Origin of the sequence: Streptomyces sp. NPDC088147, assembly GCF_044741565.1 — a bacterium.
Taxonomy (GTDB): domain Bacteria; phylum Actinomycetota; class Actinomycetes; order Streptomycetales; family Streptomycetaceae; genus Streptomyces.
Map to the genome: position 1 here is coordinate 99,670 of NZ_JBIUSY010000013.1, position 20,703 is coordinate 120,372.

The 20,703-nt window shown below is 69.9% G+C and carries 21 protein-coding genes; 8 read left to right on the top strand and 13 right to left on the bottom strand.

Going from position 1 to position 20,703, the window contains the following annotated elements:
- Window positions 1-55: 55 nt before the first annotated feature.
- A complete protein-coding gene (locus ACIOGX_RS35580; RefSeq protein ID WP_356518573.1) occupies window positions 56-586 on the bottom strand; it encodes a gamma carbonic anhydrase family protein in 531 nt (176 codons plus the stop codon).
- Between the two features lie 161 nt (window positions 587-747).
- Here ACIOGX_RS35580 and ACIOGX_RS35585 point away from each other — a divergent pair, with 161 nt between their 5' ends.
- Window positions 748-1,974, top strand: coding sequence for a cytochrome P450 (locus ACIOGX_RS35585; protein WP_401918865.1), 1,227 nt, complete (start codon window positions 748-750; stop codon window positions 1,972-1,974).
- Between the two features lie 75 nt (window positions 1,975-2,049).
- Here ACIOGX_RS35585 and ACIOGX_RS35590 read toward each other — a convergent pair whose 3' ends face one another.
- The 5 genes from ACIOGX_RS35590 to ACIOGX_RS35610 form a co-directional block, all read right to left on the bottom strand.
- Window positions 2,050-3,330, bottom strand: a complete 1,281-nt coding sequence (locus ACIOGX_RS35590; protein WP_356518575.1) for a cytochrome P450 — start codon at window positions 3,328-3,330, stop codon at window positions 2,050-2,052.
- Window positions 3,327-3,941, bottom strand: a complete 615-nt coding sequence (locus tag ACIOGX_RS35595; RefSeq protein ID WP_356518576.1) for an ATP/GTP-binding protein — start codon at window positions 3,939-3,941, stop codon at window positions 3,327-3,329. The genes ACIOGX_RS35590 and ACIOGX_RS35595 overlap by 4 nt, the downstream gene beginning before the upstream one ends.
- Window positions 3,922-4,281 carry a DUF742 domain-containing protein gene (locus ACIOGX_RS35600; protein ID WP_129771583.1) on the bottom strand — a complete coding sequence of 120 codons (360 nt, stop codon included), beginning with the start codon at window positions 4,279-4,281 and terminating at the stop codon, window positions 3,922-3,924. The genes ACIOGX_RS35595 and ACIOGX_RS35600 overlap by 20 nt, the downstream gene beginning before the upstream one ends.
- Entirely contained in the window at window positions 4,278-4,697 is a 420-nt protein-coding gene (locus ACIOGX_RS35605; RefSeq protein ID WP_129771582.1) for a roadblock/LC7 domain-containing protein, read from the bottom strand. The genes ACIOGX_RS35600 and ACIOGX_RS35605 overlap by 4 nt, the downstream gene beginning before the upstream one ends.
- Before the next feature lie 118 nt (window positions 4,698-4,815).
- Complete coding sequence (locus ACIOGX_RS35610) at window positions 4,816-6,639, bottom strand: ATP-binding protein (RefSeq protein ID WP_401918868.1); 1,824 nt, start codon at window positions 6,637-6,639, stop codon at window positions 4,816-4,818.
- Window positions 6,640-7,225: 586 nt separating this feature from the next.
- Between ACIOGX_RS35610 and ACIOGX_RS35615 the strand changes: the two genes are divergently transcribed.
- Both ACIOGX_RS35615 and ACIOGX_RS35620 read left to right on the top strand, forming a co-directional pair.
- Window positions 7,226-7,798, top strand: coding sequence for a helix-turn-helix domain-containing protein (locus ACIOGX_RS35615; RefSeq protein WP_401918870.1), 573 nt, complete (start codon window positions 7,226-7,228; stop codon window positions 7,796-7,798).
- 44 nt (window positions 7,799-7,842) lie between these two features.
- Window positions 7,843-8,397 carry a YbaK/EbsC family protein gene (locus ACIOGX_RS35620; RefSeq protein ID WP_356518579.1) on the top strand — a complete coding sequence of 185 codons (555 nt, stop codon included), beginning with the start codon at window positions 7,843-7,845 and terminating at the stop codon, window positions 8,395-8,397.
- Between the two features lie 313 nt (window positions 8,398-8,710).
- Here ACIOGX_RS35620 and ACIOGX_RS35625 read toward each other — a convergent pair whose 3' ends face one another.
- Both ACIOGX_RS35625 and ACIOGX_RS35630 read right to left on the bottom strand, forming a co-directional pair.
- Window positions 8,711-9,340: a TetR/AcrR family transcriptional regulator gene (locus tag ACIOGX_RS35625; RefSeq protein WP_387015815.1), complete on the bottom strand. Its 630-nt coding sequence runs from the start codon at window positions 9,338-9,340 to the stop codon at window positions 8,711-8,713.
- Window positions 9,341-9,466: 126 nt separating this feature from the next.
- Window positions 9,467-9,877: a CoA-binding protein gene (locus tag ACIOGX_RS35630; protein WP_383973489.1), complete on the bottom strand. Its 411-nt coding sequence runs from the start codon at window positions 9,875-9,877 to the stop codon at window positions 9,467-9,469.
- 189 nt (window positions 9,878-10,066) lie between these two features.
- Between ACIOGX_RS35630 and ACIOGX_RS35635 the strand changes: the two genes are divergently transcribed.
- Entirely contained in the window at window positions 10,067-10,681 is a 615-nt protein-coding gene (locus ACIOGX_RS35635; protein ID WP_401918873.1) for an NADH oxidase, read from the top strand.
- A 60-nt stretch (window positions 10,682-10,741) separates the two neighbouring features.
- On the opposite strand, the gene ACIOGX_RS35640 is transcribed toward ACIOGX_RS35635, so the two are convergent.
- The 5 genes from ACIOGX_RS35640 to ACIOGX_RS35660 all read right to left on the bottom strand — a co-directional run bounded on the left by ACIOGX_RS35640 (window position 10,742) and on the right by ACIOGX_RS35660 (window position 16,482).
- A complete protein-coding gene (locus ACIOGX_RS35640; protein ID WP_356518583.1) occupies window positions 10,742-11,353 on the bottom strand; it encodes a response regulator transcription factor in 612 nt (203 codons plus the stop codon).
- Between the two features lie 35 nt (window positions 11,354-11,388).
- A complete protein-coding gene (locus ACIOGX_RS35645) occupies window positions 11,389-12,627 on the bottom strand; it encodes a histidine kinase (RefSeq protein WP_356518584.1) in 1,239 nt (412 codons plus the stop codon).
- Between the two features lie 148 nt (window positions 12,628-12,775).
- Window positions 12,776-15,235, bottom strand: a complete 2,460-nt coding sequence (locus ACIOGX_RS35650; RefSeq protein ID WP_401918876.1) for a TOMM precursor leader peptide-binding protein — start codon at window positions 15,233-15,235, stop codon at window positions 12,776-12,778.
- Entirely contained in the window at window positions 15,232-15,408 is a 177-nt protein-coding gene (locus ACIOGX_RS35655) for a hypothetical protein (protein ID WP_383973482.1), read from the bottom strand. Before ACIOGX_RS35655 ends, ACIOGX_RS35650 begins: the two co-directional genes overlap by 4 nt.
- Before the next feature lie 213 nt (window positions 15,409-15,621).
- Window positions 15,622-16,482: an ArsR/SmtB family transcription factor gene (locus tag ACIOGX_RS35660; RefSeq protein WP_401762421.1), complete on the bottom strand. Its 861-nt coding sequence runs from the start codon at window positions 16,480-16,482 to the stop codon at window positions 15,622-15,624.
- 425 nt (window positions 16,483-16,907) lie between these two features.
- On the opposite strand from ACIOGX_RS35660, the gene ACIOGX_RS35665 reads away from it, so the two are divergent.
- From ACIOGX_RS35665 to ACIOGX_RS35680, 4 genes are all read left to right on the top strand, one after another.
- The gene (locus tag ACIOGX_RS35665) at window positions 16,908-17,309 is read left to right on the top strand and encodes a cold shock domain-containing protein (protein ID WP_356518588.1); all 402 of its coding nucleotides are present in this window, start codon (window positions 16,908-16,910) and stop codon (window positions 17,307-17,309) included.
- 433 nt (window positions 17,310-17,742) lie between these two features.
- Entirely contained in the window at window positions 17,743-19,245 is a 1,503-nt protein-coding gene (locus ACIOGX_RS35670; RefSeq protein WP_401918879.1) for an aldehyde dehydrogenase family protein, read from the top strand.
- Between the two features lie 30 nt (window positions 19,246-19,275).
- Window positions 19,276-20,085 (top strand): alpha/beta fold hydrolase, encoded by an 810-nt coding sequence (locus tag ACIOGX_RS35675; RefSeq protein ID WP_356518590.1) that lies wholly within the window; start codon window positions 19,276-19,278, stop codon window positions 20,083-20,085.
- 209 nt (window positions 20,086-20,294) lie between these two features.
- Entirely contained in the window at window positions 20,295-20,540 is a 246-nt protein-coding gene (locus tag ACIOGX_RS35680) for an MbtH family protein (RefSeq protein WP_129771568.1), read from the top strand.
- Window positions 20,541-20,703 lie beyond the last annotated feature (163 nt).

A 20,703-nucleotide genomic window follows, 5' to 3' on the forward strand; every position in this document is an offset into this window, starting at 1 on the left:
GTTTTCCGGCCGAGCTGTCTCGCCGAGCTTTCTCCGGCAGCAGCTGCCGTTCCCGTCAGTCCGCGTGCGTCTCGCGGTGTGCCTTCGCCAGCTCCAGATAGCCCGCCGCGTTCAGCCTGATCCCCGCCCGCTCCTCCTCGGTCAGCTCGCGTTTGACCTTGGCGGGCACCCCCGCGACCAGCGAGCCCGGCGGCACCCGCATGCCCTGCGGTACGAGCGACTGCGCCGCGACCAGCGACCCCGCTCCGATGTGCGCGCCGTTGAGAACCGTGGCGCCCATGCCGATCAGTACGTCGTCCTCGACCGTGCAGCCGTGCAGCACCGCGTTGTGACCGACCGAGACGCGTTCGCCGACCGTGAGCGGGAAACCGGGATCGCAGTGCAGGGTGCAGTTGTCCTGGATGTTGCTGTCCGCGCCCACCACGATCGGCCCGCAGTCGGCCCTGAGCACGGTGTGGTACCAGACGCTCGCACCCGCCGCCACGGTGACATCGCCGACCACCACGGACGTCGGCGCGGTGAACGCGGCGGGGTCGACGCCGGGGACCTTCCCGCCCACTCCGGTGATCAGTGCCCGTTCCGTCATGACGTCTCCTCCGTGCTGATCGGAGTTACACCGTAAGCGACCACTCCAGGCACATAGACCTCAGGTCCGGCACGCCGATGGCTGTATCTGATGACGGTTGATCAATAACCTTGGTGGAGTCGCCCGTTAACGATCGGGCCAGGTACTGACCGAGGAGCTCCATGGCCACCGCACAGCAGGTCCCCGACATCCTGTCGCCCGAGTTCGCCGAGAATCCGTATCCGGCCTACCGGGTGATGCGCGAGAGCGCGCCGCTCATCTGGCACGAGGCCACCAAGAGCTACATCGTCTCGCGCTACGAGGATGTCGAACACGCCTTCAAGGACAAGGAGTCGGAGTTCACCACCGACAACTACGACTGGCAGATCGAGCCCGTGCACGGCAAGACGATCCTCCAGCTGAGCGGCCGGGAACACGCCGTGCGCCGGGCGCTGGTCGCCCCGGCCTTCCGCGGCAGCGATCTGCGCGAGAAGTTCCTGCCGGTCATCGAGCGCAACTCCCGTGAACTCATCGACGCCTTCCGGCACACCGGATGCGCCGACCTGGTGACGGACTACGCCACCCGCTTCCCCGTCAACGTCATCGCGGACATGCTGGGCCTCGACAAGGCCGACCACGCCCGGTTCCACGGCTGGTACACTGCGGTCATCGCCTTCCTGGGCAACCTCTCCGGCGACGCGGAGGTCGCGGCGGCCGGTGACCGCACCCGCGCCGAGTTCGCCGCCTACATGCTGCCGATCATCCGCGAGCGGCGCGACAACCTCGGGGACGATCTGCTCTCCACGCTCTGCGCCGCCGAGGTCGACGGCGTACGGATGAGCGACGAGGACATCAAGGCGTTCTGCAGCCTGCTGCTGGCGGCCGGCGGTGAGACCACCGACAAGGCGATCGCCAGCGTCTTCGCGAATCTGCTGCTCCACCCCGACCAGCTGGCGGCCGTACAGCGGGACCGTACGCTGATCGACCGGGCCTTCGCGGAGACGCTCCGGTTCACCCCGCCGGTGCACATGATCATGCGGCAGACCGCAGAGGACGTGGAGGTGAGCGGGGGGACCATACCGGCGGGAGCCACGGTCACCTGTCTGATCGGCGCGGCCAACCGTGACGGCTCGCGCTACCAGGAGCCGGACCGCTTCAATATCTTCCGGGACGATCTGACCACGACGACCGCGTTCTCCGCGGCGGCCGACCACCTGGCCTTCGCGCTCGGACGGCACTTCTGCGTCGGCGCCCTGCTGGCCAAGGCGGAGGTCGAGACCGGCGTCAACCAACTGCTGGACGCCATGCCGGACATCCGTCTCGCCGACGGGTTCGACCCGGTCGAGCACGGCGTGTTCACCCGTGGCCCGCGGACACTGCCCGTGCGGTTCACCCCGGTCAAGAGCTGACGGCCTCCGCCGGGCCCGGAACGACCGGGCCCGGCGGCCGTACGCCCGCGCGGGCGAGCGGCCGGTACGGCTCCGTTACTGCACGACCGGGGTGAAGCTCACCGGCAGCGCGGTCAGCCCCCGCATCCAGATGGACGGCCGCCACGTCAGCTCGTACGGCTCGACCGCGAGCACCACGTCGGGCAGCCGCTCCAGCAGCGTCTCGACCGCGGTGCGCGCGATGACATCGGCCAGCAGCGGGGCCGGGTAGGGGCAGCGGTGCTCACCGTTGCTGAACGACAGATGCGCGGAGTTCTCCTGGCCGATATGGCCCTCCGGCCAGAGCTGCGGATCGGTGTTGGCCGCGGCCAGCCCCAGGACCAGACAGTCGCCCGCCTTGATGTGCCGGCCGGCGAGCTGTGTGTCGCGCACCGCCCACCGGCCGATGAAGTTCTGTGTCGGGGTGTCCAGCCACAGCACCTCGTTCAGCGCCTGCCCCACACTGAGCCGGCCGCCGGACACGTTCAGCGCGAACCGGTCGTCGGTGAGCAGCAGTCGCAGGGTGTTGCAGATCCAGTTGGCGGTCGGCTGCTGCGCGGCGGCGATGACGGTGATCAGGTCGACGACCATCTCCTCGTCCGTCAGCCCGGCCGGATGGCCGAGCATCCGGGAGGTGAGGTCGGAACCCGGCTGGTCCCGCTTGTCCTTGACCAGTCGCTGCATCCGCTCCATCACGCGCACATAGGCGGCGACGGGGTCATCGCCCTCGGCGGCGTCCAGCGAGATCCGCAGATCGCGGACGAGGTCGTCGGTGTCGACGCCGTCGGCCGGCATCCCGCAGAGCTGGACCACGGCCCGCATCGGCAGCGCGTGCGCGAACGCGGTCATCAGTTCGGCGTGACCGCTGCCGGCGAAGTCGTCGATGAGCCCCTCGGCGATCCCGCGGCAGGTATGGGCCAGTTCGAACTGGTCGATGGCCTCCAGCGCGTCGGTGATCACGCCGGCCCTGCGCTGGTGCTCCGGGCCCTCCGCGAACATGACCGACGGCTGGTAGCCGACGAACGGCATCAGCGGCCAGTCGGGCGGGATCGACGGCCACTGGTTCCAGCGCCGCGAGTCACGGGCGAACAGCTCGTCATGGCTGGTCACATACGAGACCTCGGTATAGCCGAGCACCAGCCAGGCGGGGATGCCCCCGTCGAGCACGACGGGCGCGATCGCGCCGTGCTCCCTGCGCAGGGTGCGGTACAGCTGGGACGGGGTCTGCTGGTACTCCAGGCCGCTCAGCGCCACGGCGTCCTCCTGCGCGCCGGCGTGCGCGGGGCAGCCGGGCGGCGGGACGGCGTGGTCGGGGGAGGGGTCCGCGGAATCGGTCATGGGGTCATCTCCCGGGCCATGGCCAGTTCGTAGAGGTGGTCCACGAGGGTGATCAGTACGCTCTTGCCGGACGAACGCACCCGTGCGTCGCAGTCGATCAGCGGGACATGATCCGGCAGCGAGAGCGCCTGCCTGATCTCCGCCAGTGAGAATGCCGAGACATCGTCGTCGAACCGGTTGACCGCGACCACGAACGGTGTCCTGTGGTGCTCCAGCCGGTCGATCGCGTACCAGGACTCGCTCATCCGCCGGGTGTCGACGAGGACGACCGCGCCCAGCGTGCCCGAGAAGAGCCGGTCCCAGAGGAACCAGAATCTCTCCTGTCCTGGCGCCCCGAACAGATAGAGCACCATGCGGTCGTTGAGGCTGATCCGGCCGAAGTCGAAGGCGACGGTCGTGGTGGTCTTGGTGGTCAGCCCGGCGGTCTCGTCGACACCGATCCCGGCCTGCGTCATGACCTCCTCGGTGTTGAGCGGCCGGATCTCGCTCACCGACCGTACGAGGGTGGTCTTGCCCACCCCGAAGCCGCCCACGATGACGATCTTCAGACCGGTCTCGGCGGCGTCGGCCAGCGGGGTACGGGCCGGAAGCTCAGAGGTTACGGAGTCCATGGAGCACCTCCTTCAGAAGGGCGGAGTCGGGCAGCTCGGCGGAGCGTGCCGCACGGGGATGCCGGGCGGTGATCCGGCCCGTCGCGACGAGATCACCGAGGAGGATCCGTACCACCGTCACCGGCAGCTTCAGCTCCGCGGAGATCTCGACGACCGCCGTGGGATGACGGCACAGTTCCAGGATCCGGACGTGCTCCGACTGCATCCCCGACGTCGGTTCGCACTCGCTGACGATCAGGGTGACCAGATCGAACGAGTCGTCGTCGACCCGGCTGCGGCCACCGGTGACGGTGTACAGCCGGTCGGGATCCCCGGTGTCGACGGGCCGGCGGGGGGTCATGAGGGGGAACTCTCCTGGACCGTCCCGCGTGGCTCGGCCCGCAGATGCTCACCGATCTGCTCGACCAGCTCGGTCATCTGATGGCCCACCACACCCGGGTCGGCACCGTCCTCGGCCACGACCGCGAGATGCGCTCCGTCACCGGCCTCCACGATGAACAGCAGCCCGCCGTGGAATTCGGTCATCGAGTGCCGTACACCGCCGGTGCCGTTGCCGAACTCCACCGAGGCGCCCTGGGCGAGCGCCTGGATGCCGGAACAGATGGCCGCCAGCTGGTCGGCCTGGTCCAGGGTGAGATGACGGCTCCAGCAGAGCTTCAGCCCGTCACGGGAGAGCACCAGGGCGTGCCGGGTGCCGGGGGTGCGTTCCAACAGGCTCTCGAGGAGCCAGGTCAGGCTGTTGTCAGTGGTCTGCATGGTGTGCGTGGGGCGGGTGGTACCGGGCGGACCGGTCACCTGCCCGTGCCTCCAATCTCGCGTTCCGGGTGGGGAAGGGCGCCAAGACCCCGGGCGCCGTACGGGGAGAGGGCGGCCGTTATTCGGCCGGAGTCCCGGATGTGCCGTCAGGTCCCCGCGTACCGCCGGTTCCGGACACGTCGTCGGCGCCGGACGTGCCGGCGGTGTCGGCCGCGCCGGTGGCGTCGCCGGAGCCCGGCCGGTCCTCCGAGGCGCGGCGCGCACGGTGGAAGGCGCCGAACTGCGAGCCCGCGTCACGGCCCGGCTGTACTGCCTCGCGCTCCGACTCCGGCTGCGGCCGGCCTCGGTCGGCGGCGGCCATGGTGCGGCCGGGCGGACGGACCGGCAGACCGTTGGGCGTCGCCACGCGGGGGCCGTCCACCGGGGCGGACGGTGTGGGCAGTACGGGGGAGACCGCCGGGGCGGACGGGGCGGACGAGCGGGGCGGGGCCGCCGTGGTCCGGGAGGCCGGAGTGACCGGCGGGGCGGCGGGAGCCGTCGCCTCCGGGGCGGGGGCCGGGGCCGGGCGCCGCAGGGACTGCTCCGGGGCCACACCGCGCTGCTGGGCCATGAGCTGCGGCGGGAAGAGGACCACGACGCCCGTACCGCCACGGGACGACGGCCGGTAGTTGACGCTGATGTGGTACTTGGCGGCCAGCCGGCCGACCACGGCGAGACCGAGCCGGGTGCCCTGGAGCATCGCCAGGTCGGTGACCCGTCCCGAGACGGACTCCTCGGCGCGCCGCATCGCGGCGGCGGCCATCTTCAGCCCGCTGTCCTCGATGGTCACCACGATCCCGGCGGTGCGCTCCTCGACATAGACATGGACCTCGTCGATCGGCGGGGAGAAGTTCGCCGCGTTGTCCATGAGTTCGGCGAGGAGGTGCATCACGGGCTCGGCGGCGAATCCGGCGATCGCGGCGCGGCTCGAACAGTGCAGCCTGACCCGCTGGTACGCGGAGATCCGGCCCACCGCGCCGCGCAGGATGCTCTCCATGCCGATCGGCTTGTTCCAGGCGCGGCTCGCGCGGCCCCCCATCAGCAGGGCGAGCCGGTCGGTGAGCAGTCCGAGCTGCGAGGTGTTGTGGTCGAGCTTGAGCAGGTCCCCGAAGACCTCTTCGCCGTACCGGTCCTGCATCTCGCGCAGATCCGCGAGCATGCTCACGGCCTTCGCCTGGACCCGGCTCAGCGCCTTGGCGCTGGCGGCCTGTGCCGCCGCGGCCCGTCGCTCACTGATGGCGAAGTCCCTGACCGCCGTGTCCAGCAGGACCCGCAGCCGCGGGTCGGAGGGCTGTTCGACGGTGCCGAGCACGGTGTCCGCGGAACCGCCGGAGCGCAGGCCGCCGAGAGCGTCGGGAAGCGTCTTGGTGGTGAGCAGATCCAGCTCGTCGGCGGCCCGCGTCAGCTGGGCGACAGCTCTGTCACGTTCGGCCGACGCGTCGGCCGAACGCCGTGCGGAGTCGGCGATCTCGGTGGTGAACATCTCCAGCAGGCGCCGCAGTTGGGGATCGGACGGACCCGGGACGGACTCCAGCGTCTCGTCGGCGCCCACGCCGTCCCCGACCCGCTTGACCACCGAGGGCAGCGTCACGTTCAGCAGATGCGCCGATTCCGCGCCCAGCTGGGTCAGCCGCGTCTGCGCCGCCCGCGTCTCGTGCTCGGCGGTGGCCGTTCCGCGCCGGCCGCGGCGCAGCAGCAGCGCGGAGGTGACGGTCGTGACCGCCAGGAGCGCCCAGGCGGTGGCGACGGTGGCGGCCACCCAGGTACGGGCCGCCGCGGGCGCCGTCGCGGCCACGGCGCCTCCCGCCGCGGCGGCCACCACCAGCAGACCCAGGGGTACGGCGAGCGGCAGAGACCGTGCCTTGCGTATGCGGCGCGGGCGGGGGGCGACAGGCACTGACATTCCGCGGTCCCTCGGGTGCTTGAGTGCGGGGGATATAGACGGCCGACCAGCGCGCTTCGGCCGCACGGGCGGGATCTGACACCGATGGGGACGGCGATCTTCCGCACCACATGTGGCGCTCATGCTAACCACGCCGCGAGCTCATGGAACACACAGATCGGCTGGAGCCCACTCAACGGGGGAGTTCGTCCCGAAGTCACCCACCGGCCAGGAGGGGCATGGTAGATACGGTGAACCGGTGTAGCCCCTGTCATATGCGCGAAATCCGCGTCTGCCGTGCCCGAAGCCGGGATGCCGACGCCCGTTCGGGGCTCCGGACGCCCGTCGGCGGCCCGTTGAGGCTCGGTGTGGTCAACTGCTTTCAGCCAACCGTACGGTCATATCGGCTGCCCTGAGCCCGCCCCGGGGGCCTCGGGAGCATCCACCTTTGGGGTGAGCCTCACCGTACGTCGCCCGGGGATGCCACCGCGTGGTCAGGGCGGCGATGCGGACGCGCGGGGCCTCGCAGTACAGTGCGATGAACGAGGGGTGCATCACACCCTAGTGCAGCTCATTGAACTGCCTCATTGAATTTATTGGACGGAACGTGTCGGACCTCGACCAGCTCACGCAGTCGCTCGCCCGCAATCTCAAGCGCTGGCGCGGTGAACGGGGCTTCACCCTCGACGCCTTGGCGGCCAGGGCGGGGGTCAGCCGCGGGATGATCATCCAGATCGAGCAGGCCCGTACCAACCCCAGCGTCGGCACCACGGTCAAGCTCGCCGACGCGCTCGGTGTCTCGATCACCACGCTCCTCGACTACGAGCAGGGCCCGCAGGTCAGGATCGTGCCGGAGAGCCAGGCCGTCCGGATGTGGTCCACGCCCGCGGGCAGCCGGACCACGCTGCTCGTCGGCACCGAGGCACGCGGACCGCTGGAACTGTGGGAGTGGATCCTGCGGCCGGGGGACTCCAGCTCCTCCGACCCGCATCCGTCGGGAACCACCGAGCTGCTGCATGTGACCACCGGCGCACTGACCCTCGTCGTCGACGCCGAGGCACACACCGTACCGGCGGGCGCCTCGGCGGTCTTCGAGGCGAACGTGCCGCACATCTACCGCAACGAAGGCGCCGAGACCGTCGAGATGTTCATGTCCGTGTCGATCCCGCCCGCACGCTGAGACACCCGGTCCGCGCTGGTGAGGCGGCTGTTAGCGTACGGTCCATGCGCGCTCCCCTGGGAAACTTCGACAACGCCGGACGGGCCCTTGACCGCCTCGAAGAACTGACGCCGCCCGTCGCCGACGCCGTGCGCGCCTGGAGTGGTGACGTCCCCGTCGAGCAGCTGGTGTACGTCGACACCGACCCGGCGATCGCCGACACGGCGGTCTTCGCCGAGCACCACGGCCCCGGACTGCTCGACCAGTCCGCGAACTGCGTGGTCGTGGCGGGCAAGCGGGGCGGCGAGTCGACTCTCGCGGCGTGTGTCGTGCTCTCCCGTACCCGCGTCGACGTCAACGGCGTGGTCCGCCGGCAACTGGGCGCGCGCAAAGCCTCCTTCGCCGCGATGGACACCGCCGTCGGCGAGACCGGCATGGAGTACGGAGGCATCACGCCGATCGGACTGCCCGCGTCCTGGCCGCTGCTGGTGGACTCCGCGGTGCTCGACACGGAATGGGTCCTGATCGGCAGCGGCCGGCGCCGCGGCAAGCTGATCGTCCCGGGCAAGATCTTCGGCGGCCTGCCGGGCGCGGTGGTTCTGGAGGGCCTGGGCGTCTGACCTTTCATTCCACGCCGGAACCGAGGGCGAGACGGACCGACGCCGCCTTCGGATCGAGGACGTTGGACCACAGCCAGTGGGACGCGCTCCAACTCCTGCTCCGACGTGGCCCGTTCGCGCACCGGACAACCGGGGCGGCCGGGTGTGATCCCTGGCGGCCGCCCCGGCCGTTCACTGGTAGCGCGTGGCAGAAGTGGCACGCGGCCGTCCGACGGCGGGACCCGGAGAGCGCAAGCGTTGGGCCCTGTGAGGAACGCGGGCCGGTAAGACCTGCGCGGCGAGCCCGAAGTCATCGTCCGCATGCACGAGTTCGTCAGGTTCGGGTCGGTGGCGCGCTCATCGCCGCCGTCAGGAACGTGATCGCCCATCGCCGGGCCGCCTCGCCCGCCACCGGGGACGCGCAGCCAGGGGAGGGCTGCTGGTGGGCTTCAAGGCGGTCGACGACCGTCACGGCGAGGATCCCCCGCATCCGGAACCACAGCTCCTCCGGGGAGAGGCCGGGCAGTACGCGCGCGAAGGCCGCGAGGTAGCGCTCGCGGACCGAGTCCTCGGCCGGGCCGGTCCAGCTGCGTGCCTCCTCGGCCGGGTCGCTGAGGATCGTCACGATCAGCCGGGACGTCCGGGCGCCGCCCTCGTCGCCGGCCGGCATCTCGTCGAACAGGGGCCCCGCGAATGCCTCCACCAGTTCGCCGACCGGTGGGTCGGGGGTCCGGGCGAGCAAGGTGTCGAGCCGGGCGCACTGGGCGGCGTTGACGGGCTCGCTCACGCGGCGGGCGACCGCGGCCATCAGCTCCGCCTTCGAGCCGAAGTGGTAGCCGACGGCGGCCAGGTTCGCTCCGGCGAGTTTGGTAATCGCGCGGACCGAGGTGCCGCGGTAGCCGTGCTCGGCGAAGAGGTGCTCGGCCGCGTCGAGGATCTGGGTGCGGGTGTCTGGGGTCGCCACACGAAGGACTCTACCCATGGCGGATGAAACGAACGTATGATTCAAACGAACGTGCGAAGGAGGGCTGTCATGAAACCGCTCGTGTACGACCCCGGACGGCGACAACCTCATCACGCACGCAGAGAATCAATCACGTAGAGAGTTGATCTCGATCGCCGGGCATCGGTCCATGACCATGTCGAGACCGGCCGCGCGGGTGCGGTCGTACGCCTGTTCGTCGATCACCCCGAGCTGGAACCAGACGGCCTTCGCCCCGATCGCCGCCGCCTCGTCCGCGACCGCGCCCGCCAGGTCGCTGTTGACGAAGACGTCCACGACATCGACCGGGAACGGAATGTCGGCCAGCGAGGCGTAGCCCTGCTCGCCGTGGACCCGCTCGGCCTTCGGGTGGACCGGTACGACGCGTTTGCCGAAGCGCTGGAGCACCGCCGCGACGCCGTAGGCCGCGCGGGACCGGTTGTCGGACAGCCCGACCACGGCCCAGGTGTCGCCGCTCCGCGTGAGGATCTTCCGGATCGTCTCCGTGTCTGCGTACATGTCCTGGACAACGGACCACCACGCCAGGTCATTCCGCAAGGCGCCGCTCTCGCGCCCCCCGCGTGAAATCTCCACATCGGATTCGTGACATCCTCGCTCCCCCCGGCCTCGCCGGCCCCCACATACTGATCGGTACCTGGCCGTTTCAAATCGAGGGGCAGCATGGGAACGGCGGATGAGCATCGAACAGTGAACCTCTGGTCGCTGAGCGAGGATGTCGCCGTCGCCACGGAGGCCGGCGGCCAGACGCTCGTCCTGACCGGGCGGTGGGGGACCGAGCGCATCGGAGACGCGCACCCGGTCGTCCACGAGGCGCTGCGCCGGATGCAGCTCGGGCCCGTACTCCTCGCGAATCTCGAACCCCGGCCGGGCAGTATCGTGCCCCGGGCCCATACGTATCTGGTGCTGCTGCCGGTGCTGAAGCGGCTCTCCCACCTGGTGGTCCGTACGCTCGGCCTGGACGATCTGAAGGGGCCGCTGCTCTCGGTGCTGCCCGTCGCCCGGCCCGCCCCCTTCACCCCCATACCGCTGCCGCCGAAGCGCCCCGTCCGGATGCCGCGCGGGGTGTCGTTCACCCTGGAAGCGGCGGGGTTCGCGCTGGAGTCGGTCGGCTCGCCGCACCGGGTGCTGCTGCACCGCCCCGAGGCGGCCTGGGTGGCAGGCATGCTGGCCTGGCCCATCACCCCGGACCAGGCGTCGGACGCGCTGCCGCTGCCGAGGGCGGTGACGCGGGGAATCATCGAGTATCTGGCCGCGGCCGGTATGGCCGTACCGGTGGATGACTTCGACGGCCACCTCGTCTGAGCGCGGGGGCGGCGCGTGGGCGGCGGCGCGGGGGCGTGCCGCTCTCACAGCGGCACGCTCTCACAGCAGCCAGTCCGCCTCCTGCGCGATCCTGATCGCGTCCACGCGGTTGCGCGCGTTGAGCTTGGCCACGATCGTCGTCAGATAGTTCCGTACGGTCCCCGGTGACAGATGCAGATACCGGGCGATCTCATTGGCCTCCGACCCCTCCGCCGCCATCCGCAGCACCTCCGTCTCCCGCTCGGTCAGCGGCGACTCGGCGCCGTCCCATGCCGAGAGCGCGAGCTGTGCGTCGATCACCCGGTGACCGGCGACCACCCGCCGTACCGCCGTGGCCAGTTCCTGGGGCGGCGCGTCCTTGAGCAGATAGCCGGAGACATGCGCCGACAGCGCGCGCCGGAGCGTTCCCGGCCGGCCCAGGCTGGTGAGGATCAGTGTCCGGCACTCGGGCAGCGACTCCCGCAGCCGGGCGGCCGCCGTCAGTCCGTCGATCCCCGGCAGATCGATGTCGATGATCGCGATATCGGGGCGGTGTTCCAGCGCGGCGGGCAGAATGTGGTCGCCGCGCTCCAGTTCACAGACGACCTTGAGGTCGCTCTCCAGGTTCAGCAGAGCCACCAGCGCTCCGCGGACCATGTTCATGTCTTCGGCCAGCAGAATGCGGATCGCCATGCGTCGGGTCTCCTCCTCGGATCCAGTGGGGCCGCTCAGGCCGCGGAGTCCTGGGCGTAGACGTCGTCCACATCGGGCACTCCTCTGATCAGATGGGCGGGCGCCTCGGCCATCAGATGGAAGGTGCCGTCGGCGCCGCGTGCGACGGAGAGGCGGCCCGACACGGCGCGGAGCCGTGTCTCCAGGTTTCCCAGACCGCTGCCGCTGTGCGGTGAGGAGTCGCGGTACGCCGGGTCGACACCGTCGTTGAGCACGGACAGCCGTACCCACCCGCCTTCTTGAATGGCCTCGATGTCACAGATCCCCGCGCGTGAGTGCCGCAGCAGATTGGTGATCGCCTCCCGCAGCACGGCGGCGAGCACGGTGTCGACCTGCTGGCTGATCTTCCCGAGCCGGATGGTGGCCCCCACCCGCACATCGGCGGCGGCGAGCAGGGACTGCGCCGAACCCAGCTCCTGTTCCAGCGAGAGCCCCCGCAGCCCGCTGGCGACCGTACGCACATCGGCGAGCGACTGCCGTGAGATCGCCAGGACTTCACTGATCTCGTCCATCGCGCGGCGCGGATGCGTCGGGACCAGCCGGTGGATCAGCTCGCTCTTGAGAGTGATCGCGGAGAGGCTGTAGCCCAGCAGATCGTGTAAATCCCGTGCGAAACGCAGGCGTTCCTGGGTGACCGCCATCCGGGTCAGTTCGATCCTGGTGTCGTGCAACGCCTTTACCAGCTCGGCCATCCGGGAGAGTCCGTACACGACCAGTCCGGTCAGCAGCGTCGACTGGCACAGATAGAACGCCTCCCGCAGCGGGAGACGGTCCACGACCGGGGGGATGACCATGCTGATCCCCACGGCGCCGTAGGCGAACCACGCCCGTCGGCCGGGCAGCAGGAGCAGCAGGGAGCCCGCGAGGAAACCGGCCATCGCCCCCCACTGCGAGTGGAAGGCCACGATCGGCAGATAGGTGAGCAGTGCCTGTGTGCCGAGGGTGAGCGACTTCTGCCAGGTGGGCGCCCGGCGGGCCGCGGGGCTGGAGTGTCTCAGCTGCAAGAGGAAAATGAGCAGCATGCCGGTGAGGGAGGCGGTGAGAGAGAACGTGCTGTGGTTCACTCCCATGAGATTGATGATGGTGACGCTCAGATAGCCGAGAAGAGCGATCGTCAGGATGACGCGGGCCAGTTGAGGAGCCGGCAGATCCGGTGGCGTCGTGGGGCCGCGCGTCACCTCGTCCTTCTCCCCCGGCCGGACATTCTCAGTGGATCCGTCATCGCGACTTCGCATGATCGTGTGTCTTCGCAGCCTTCCCCGTCGAACCTCCGTACTACGTGAAGAGCCTAAGTGATCGGCGTGAAGGATGTGCTGAGATCGGGCGGTGCCGGGACGAAATCGTCGTTCCGTTACGCGGACTTTACGCGTCCGCTAGTAGAGGTCATACGAACAGTGGTATGGGGTTCAGTCGGCCGTATGGCGTGGGTTCGGCGCATCTCCCCAGCTCCACAGGCGTGTTGAACAGACGGCCGGGCGCGTACCGGGGCCAGAAGTGCCGCAGCCCCGGGACGATCACCTTCACAACGGGGAGTTCCAGATCGGGTCGGCTCTGGTCGAGTACGAGCAGTTCCATTCCGTGCGCGCGCGTCAACTCCGTGATGGCGGTGACGTCTTGCCACAGATCGTCGGTCGGGGCGTAGACCCAGTCGCGCGGCCCCCGGGCCGGTACGCCCAGATCCGCCCGCAGATAGGGGCGGTTGGCGGCCGTGGAGTGGCGCCACCAGTCCTGCGGCTCGGGATCGGTGATGCGGTAGCCGTCGCCCCCGGCCGTCACCTCGCTGACGAGGGGCAGGAGTTGGCCCATCTCGGTCAGGGCCCGGCGCAGCGCCAGTCGCGGGTCGAAGTGCGCGCCGAAGCCGAAGACGATGTCCTCGGCGGGCTTGTCCGTACGCCGGGACAGGGCCGCGATCACCGGAATGCCGAGGTCCGAGGTCACGTCCAGCGCCCACACCTCGCGGCGCACCGTACGGTAGCCCTCGCGCAGCCGCTCGATGTACGGCTCGCCGAACGCGTCGAGATCGACACCGGGCTGACGGGTCCGGTTGTACCACCACAACGCCACGGCGTCCCGCTCCACCAGCTCCAGGAACCCCTGGATCAGGGCGTCTTCGGGGCTGCTGCCGGCCGCGTTGCCGTTGGAGTCGGCGCTCAGGCCGTCCGGTGACTCCTCCTCGCCGAAGTACAGCATGGAGGTCGGCAGCAGGCGTTGGGTCCGTCCGGTCAGCGACCACACCGGGGTCCAGTCGGTGGGGCGGCGCGTGTCGAAGCGCGGTGGTACGTGGTACAGCCGGTTGCCGCTCGCGTTCCACCGCCCCCTGTCCCGCAACTGCCGCTCGTCGAACAGCTGGCAGGAGTTGGGGTGGATCGCCGCCTCGCCCAGGGCGTGCAGGGAGTCGTGGACCACCGGCTCGTCGCCCTGCCGGGTCCCGCTGTAGCGCTCCACCGCCTCGCCCAGCGCGCTCGTACGGGCCTCCGTGTCCGTGAGCCCTTTGCCCCCGCTGAGGGAGCGCAGCCCGGCCCGCAGTCCCGCCAGCGTCCCACTGCGCATGGCCAGATTCTGGCCGGAGAGAAAGGCGTTGACGAACTCCGGGCTCCCCGGCGCGCGCCGGATCTCCTTGATGATCCCGGTCACGGGATCGACCAACGACCCGTAGCGTTCCAGCATCTGATGGGGCGTCAGTGCCCGATGGCCGTTGAGGTCCTGTACGGCCTTGGGCCGCGACACCGGTGTGAACGGAGCGGTGACCCGCCGGGCCACCAGACCGGGATCCCCGCAGGCCGCGCACTGCGGCAGCCGCGCCACGGGATGGGCCGTGGTGTGCAGCCCCAGTGTGTCCAGTGTGTTCACGGAGTCGTGGGAGGCCGTCCGTGCGCCCGCCAGCCACTTGGCGGCCTCCAGCACGGCGAGCTGGACGGCGATGGCCCTGCCCGCCGCCAGTGTGGCGTGTGGACGCTGAGGCGGTCCCTCCAGGCCCAGGGCGCGCTGGAGGGGGCGTTCGGAGGAGCGGTGACCGCGCAGCCGGGTCGCCAGACAGTGCCAGCACGGGCCCTGGCCGGGGCGGAAGACCGGCCCGATCCAGGGAGCCGCGGAGCCCACCCCCACCAGCAGCCAGGGCGTCCCGGCCGCGCGATGCCGGGCATCGACCTCGCGCAGCCGGGGGGAGAGATAGTCGTCGCACAGGACGAGTGAGAGGTCCGCCTCCGTGTCCGGAGGCGCGAGCGTCAGTCCCGAGGCGCGGCACGCGGCGCCGACCTGCCGCAGATCGATGTCGGTGAGGGCCACCGGGCGCACCGAGGTCCGGGCGAGCGTGTCCAGCGTACGTGCGCCGTCCAGCCCGGCCAGATCCCAGTAGGCCTCGGCGGCCGGATCGGTGCGGGGGGGTGCGGTGGGGTTTTCCGGTGCGGCCCGGTCCCGTACCGCTGCCGAGTCCCGGGCCACCGTCGAGCCGTGCGCCACCGTCGAGCCGTGCGCCGCCGTCGAGCTGTGCGCCGCCGCCGAGTCCGGCACCGTCGCCGAGCCCGGCACCGTCGCCGAGCCCTCCGCCGTGGCCGGGCGGAGCCGCAGCAGTCCCGCCGCGTCGAGGGCCCGCAGCGAGGCGGCGGCCTCCTCCGCGGTCAGCGCGGGAGCCGCGTCGCGCAGTACCCCGTCAGGGCTGCGGCTGCCGTCGAGCAGTGGTACCAGCACTTCGCTGTGATCCCCGTACAGCGCGGTGACACCGCGCTGGGACACCAGATAGGCCGCCTCTCCCGGGACCACCGTGGCGCGCAGATGGCTCTTGAAGCCGAGCCGCGCGCCGTCGCCGGCCGTCGGCCACCAGCCGTTCCCCCCCGCCTCTGTCATCCCTGGTGCTGCTCGTGCCCGTGGAACGCCGGGGCGACGGGAGAGGCGTTGATGCAGATACTCAGCAGCGCGACGCCCTGCTCGGGCATCGAGTCGAGGTCCTCGATGACGAGATGACGCCCCCCGGCCGCCGGTCCGTCGGAACCGAGGAGGGAGGTGATGGCGTTGCTCATGGCGATTGTTCCCCTTTTCATTGCTGTCAGTTGTCGTGCGGCTGTCGTGCGGCATGCCGGATTGATTCTGCGCACAGCGATGTGACCCGCAAACAGTCCCGCATTCACTGCCAGCATATGAAGTTCTCACGTTCAGTGCGGGGTTGTTTACCGACAGCCAAAGCATATGGAGATGAAATGCGGATCGACCCTACGATCTTCCGGTGCGGCGGCTCAGTTCACCGAGGCCCGGCGCGTACCGAGACGACCCGTGGAAGGGACTTTCCGCAGCCGGCCGCCCAGGAGCGCCATTCCGAGCGGTGTCACCGAATGGAGGGCGCAGTTCCGTACCCGTCGGGTGGTGATCAGCCCGGACTCCCTGAGCACGGAGGCGTGTTGGCTCGCGCTGCCGGGGGAGACGCCGAGCCGTGCGGCGAGCTGGCTGGTGGTGCAGGTGTTGGTCAGCGCGCGCAGGGCGGCGGCGCGCGTCTGTCCGACGAGTGCGCTGAGCGCCTGTCCGCCGGTGATCTCCGGGTCGTCCGGGATCGCGAACAGACCGGCGACATCCGGCGGTACGGAGAAGACCAACGCGGGCTGGTCGCTGTCCCGTTCGGAGGCGATGACGCGGCCGACCAGGCCGGGCAGGAACGCCGACGGGTTGAGCAGCAGGCCCTGGCCCTTGAGACGGACGTCCAGCTCCAGCCCGTCGTGTATCTCCAGCACCGGCGGATTCCATACGATCCGGGGGTGCAGCGTGGCGAGTAACTGCTCGACCCCGCCCGTCATGGCGATACGTCCGTGCGCGTCGCACTCACTGTCGAGCCGCTCCAGGATGCTGTCCCAGTACGGGGCGACACCGGCCCGCCACATGTCCACGGCCAGCCGGGTCGCGTCCGTACGCGTCAGGGAGAGCGCGGCGAGCGCCGACGTGTCCGCGTCCGGTGAGGAGTCGAGCAGGAACAGCAGGTCGTCCGGCGCCTTGAGGGCCCGGAGCAGCGGGACGAGCGGTCTGTTGAGGGAGGAGGTCTCGCGGAGCCGGCCGAGTACGTCGCCTCGCCATCGCGCGTAGTCGGCGTTGCGGGACTGCGTGAGCACACCGAGTGCGAAGACCCCTTCGGCGACGGGTCCGAGTGTGCTCTGAAGCCGGGTTCGGGCAAGATCTGCCGCGGTGAAATGGATCCTTTGCATGTAACGCCCCCGTAAGCAAGTGGTGAATCCGTGGCGTCGGCAGTGCGGCCGACAATACGCTCGCCGGTGCGCGGTGGGCACGGCGGGCGCGGATCGCTGGCCCGGTTCTCCGGAGGTCACACCGGTGTGGCGTGCACCAAGGGGGAGGAACCGGGACTCACCGCCGACGGTGCCACGGCCTGAGCTGTGCAGACAGTGTGCGCGTCCTCGAACCGTCATGGCCGATTCACTGCCCGGATCATGAATTCTTCAGGGGTGGCGCCGCGGCGTGCGACGTAGCATCCTGATCGGGCTGAATCATGGTTGGTTGTGGCGGTCGTGGAGGTGCGGTTGTGTTGAAGACGGGGAAGATCCAGCGGTTCGACGAGACGCGTGGGTACGGATTCATCAACCCGGACGAGGGGGGTGAGGACGTGTTCATGCACGCGAACGATCTGCTGGACGAGAAGTACCTCTACCAGGCGGGCAGGGACGTCGAGTTCTTCGTCGAGATGGGCGAGAAGGGCCCGAAGGCGTCGGAGATCCGCCTGATCCATCAGCCCTCGGGCCGCAGGCCGGAGCAGCTGGGAGCGGACGGCGGGGAGGCGGAGGGCCGGTCGGGCGCCGCCGGGTTCCGGAGCGAGCTGACCGACGTACTCCTCGACGCCGACGGCACTCTGACGGCCGATCAGATCAAGCGGATCCGCGCACGGATCGTCGAACTGGCCCGCGCGCACGGGTGGATCGGTCACTGACCGCCGGAGCGGCCGACGCGCACCGGTCCTCACCGACGGGTGAGCGTCGGCCGCCCGGTGCGTCCGTCCCCCCTCGGCCGCCCGGTGCGTCGTCCGCCCCCGTCGGCCGGCGGGCCGGTGCTTCTCCCGCTCGCGCCGCCCCGGCGGCCGGAATTCCGCGGAATTCCGCATCGCACAGAATTGACTTCCGCATAGGGAGTTTTGGCCGAGCCCAAAATGAACAGTTCGGCGGAGTCCCGTCGGGCCCGTGAATACAGGGCATTTGCCGTCAACAGAAACTGTGGCCGCTCCGGTTTCTCTGTGGTTACGTTGTCCGGGCAGGAACGTGAAGTTCTCTGCGGGAGGTCGGGAGTTGCTGGACGACCTGCCGGGATGAAGGCGCGTCACTGTGCTCCAGGGGCCGCGCCTCAGCGACCGCCGTAGGGGAGTAGCTGTGATCAGCGAATCCGTGGAGGAATCCGTACGCCGAGCCCGAGCGGCCGTTGCGGAAGTGGCGTCATGGTCGCAGGCCGACACCGACAGGGCCGTCATGGCCGTCGGCTGGCACTGCTATCGGGAGGAGACCGCGCGCGGACTCGCCCGCCTGAGCCACGAGGAGACCGGGCTCGGGGACATCGAAGACCTGTACACCCTGCAACGCAGACGCGTGCTGGGGATCCTCAACGATCTGCACGGCGCGCGGACCGTCGGTGTCGTCGAGGAACAGCCGGATCTGGGGCTTGTCAAGATCGCGAAACCGCTCGGGGTGATCGCCGTCGCCAGCCCCGCGACGGCTCCGGCCCCGGGCATCATCTGCAACGCGCTGCCGATGCTGAAGACCCGGAACGCGGCGGTCTTCAGCCCCAACCCGCGCGCACACCGCAGCGCACTCGCCACAGTGGACGTCATGCGCGCCGCGCTCGCGGAGATCGGGGCGCCTCCCGACCTGATGCAGTGTCTGCCCGTGACCGGCCGTGAGCCCGGCGAACAGCTCATGGCCGCCGCCGACTCCGTCGTCGCCATAGGCGGTGCGGGAACGGTACGGCGCGCCTACCGCAGTGGTACGCCGGCGATCGGCGCCGGAGTCGGGAACCCGACCGTGATCGTGGACGAGACCGCGGATCTCGAGGACGCCGTCGGCAAGATCCAGCACGGGGCCGGGTTCAACCACGGCACGTCCTGCTCGTCCGAGAGCAATGTGCTCGTGCACCACTCCATCGCCGCCGCGTTCGAGGAGACACTGGCACGCGCCGGCGCCCATCTCTGCACCGACGAGGAGGCCGTCCGGGTCGTCCGGCTGCTGTGGCCGGACGGCAGCACACTCAACCGCGAGATGATCGGCCGCCCGGCCGCGGACATCGCACGGGCCGCCGGGGTCGTTCTCGACGCCTCGGAGAAGGTGACCGTCCTCGTCGTCCGCTGCGCCGACCCCTGGCAGGACTCCGCGGTGCTGCGGGAGAAGCTCTCCCCCCTGCTGACCGTCTCCGTCTACACCGAATTCGACGAGGCCGTGCGGCTGGTGCAGAACATCTCGGAGCGCTGCGGCCTCGGGCACAGCTGCGCCGTGCACACGGCCAGGGCGGACAGGGTCATGCGGCTGGCCGACGCCGTCTCACACTGCCGTGTCGTGGTGAACCAGTCGACCATGACCAACACCGGCAGCCTGGCCAGCGGCGTACCCTTCACCACCACGCTCTCCAGCGGGAGTTGGGGAGGGTCGAGTGTCGCGGGCAACGTCACCTGGCGGCACTTCCTCAACCACACCACCGTCTCCAGGCCCATCCCCGCACGCGTCCCCGACGAGGCGGCGCTCTTCGGCGCCTACTGGGAGGGCGCGCGTGTCACGGATGACCGTGGGGCGGGTGCGCGGGGCGCGGATGCCGGTGAGGCGGGTGCCCGGGATGCGGCTGCGCGGGTCCCAGCGGCACGGGTCGCCCTGTCGGTGGCCGACGCCTGATCCGGAACCACGGCAGAACGGAGAGCGTACGTGGCGATCAGCCGCATCAACGGAATCAACCTCAGCTTCGAGGACACCGGCCAGGGGGAACCGGTGGTGATGGTGATGGGCTCGGGTGCGGGCGGCCGTTCCTGGCACCTCCACCAGGTGCCCGCCCTCACCTCGGCCGGCTACCGGGTGATCACCTTCAACAACCGGGGGATCCCGCCGACCGACGCCTGCGCCGAGGGCTTCACCATCGAGGACCTGGTCGCCGACACGGCGGGGCTCATCGAGCGGCTCGGCATCGGTCCCTGCCGGCTCGTGGGCACCTCCCTGGGCGCCCATGTCGCTCAGGAACTCTGCCTGGCCCGCCCGGAGTTGGTCAGTCAGCTCGTACTGATGGCGACGCGGGGGCGCACGGACTTCATGCGCCGGGCGCACGCGCGGGCGGAACGGGAGTTCCACGACAACGGTGGCACGATGACACCGCTGTACGGGGCCACCCTCCGCGCCCTCCAGAATCTGTCGCCCGCGACCCTGAGCGAGGACAAGGAGGTCCAGGACTGGCTGGATATCTTCGAACTCGCGCCCGTGTCGCAGCTGCCGGGGTACCGTGCCCAGCTCGATATCGACATCACCACCAACCGGCTCGCCGCCTACCGGGGAATCGACAGGCCCTGCCTCGTCATCGGTTTCTCGGACGACCTGATACTGCCCCCGCACTTCAGCCGTGAAGTAGCCGACGCGATACCGGGATCCCGTTATACGGAGATCCGTGACGCGGGTCACTACGGCTATCTGGAACGCCCCGACGGAGTCAACGCCGCACTGCTCGAATTCTTCGCGCGGAACGGCTGATCCGCCGAGGTCAGGCACATCGCGACACCGCACCGTCCACGCACCATTCACGCACCGTCCATCCGTCCATCGACACACATCGAATATCAGGTTCCGGCCGGGACCCTTTGGGCCCAGGCAAAACAGTTGAACCGGCTGAAGCGGCTGGGAGATCATGCCGCGGGGGGCCGGGGGAAGTCCGGAACCCGGACTTGGGGAAGGGAAAACTCATGGAAAACCCGTTCGACAACGACAACGGCTCCTTCTACGTACTGGTCAATCACGAGAACCAGCACTCGCTGTGGCCCACCTTCGCGAACGTCCCGGACGGCTGGACGGTCGTCTTCGGCGAGGACGGCCGGCAGGCCTGCCTCGACTACGTGGAGAAGAACTGGACGGACATGCGGCCCGCCAGCCTCATACGTGAGATGGAGGGCGAGACGGTACCGGCCGGAAAGGCCGGCGTCCCCGCCTGACCCGTCGGGCGCCACAGCCGCGCCCGGCCACCATCGGCCACACAAGTGCGGCAGGAGCAACGCGGGTGCCCCGGAATGCGGTCCGGGGCACCCGCCCTTTGCGTGTACAGGCGATCGCCGGGGGAAGGGAGACCGGCAATCGTCCGTACCCGCGGTCCGGCCG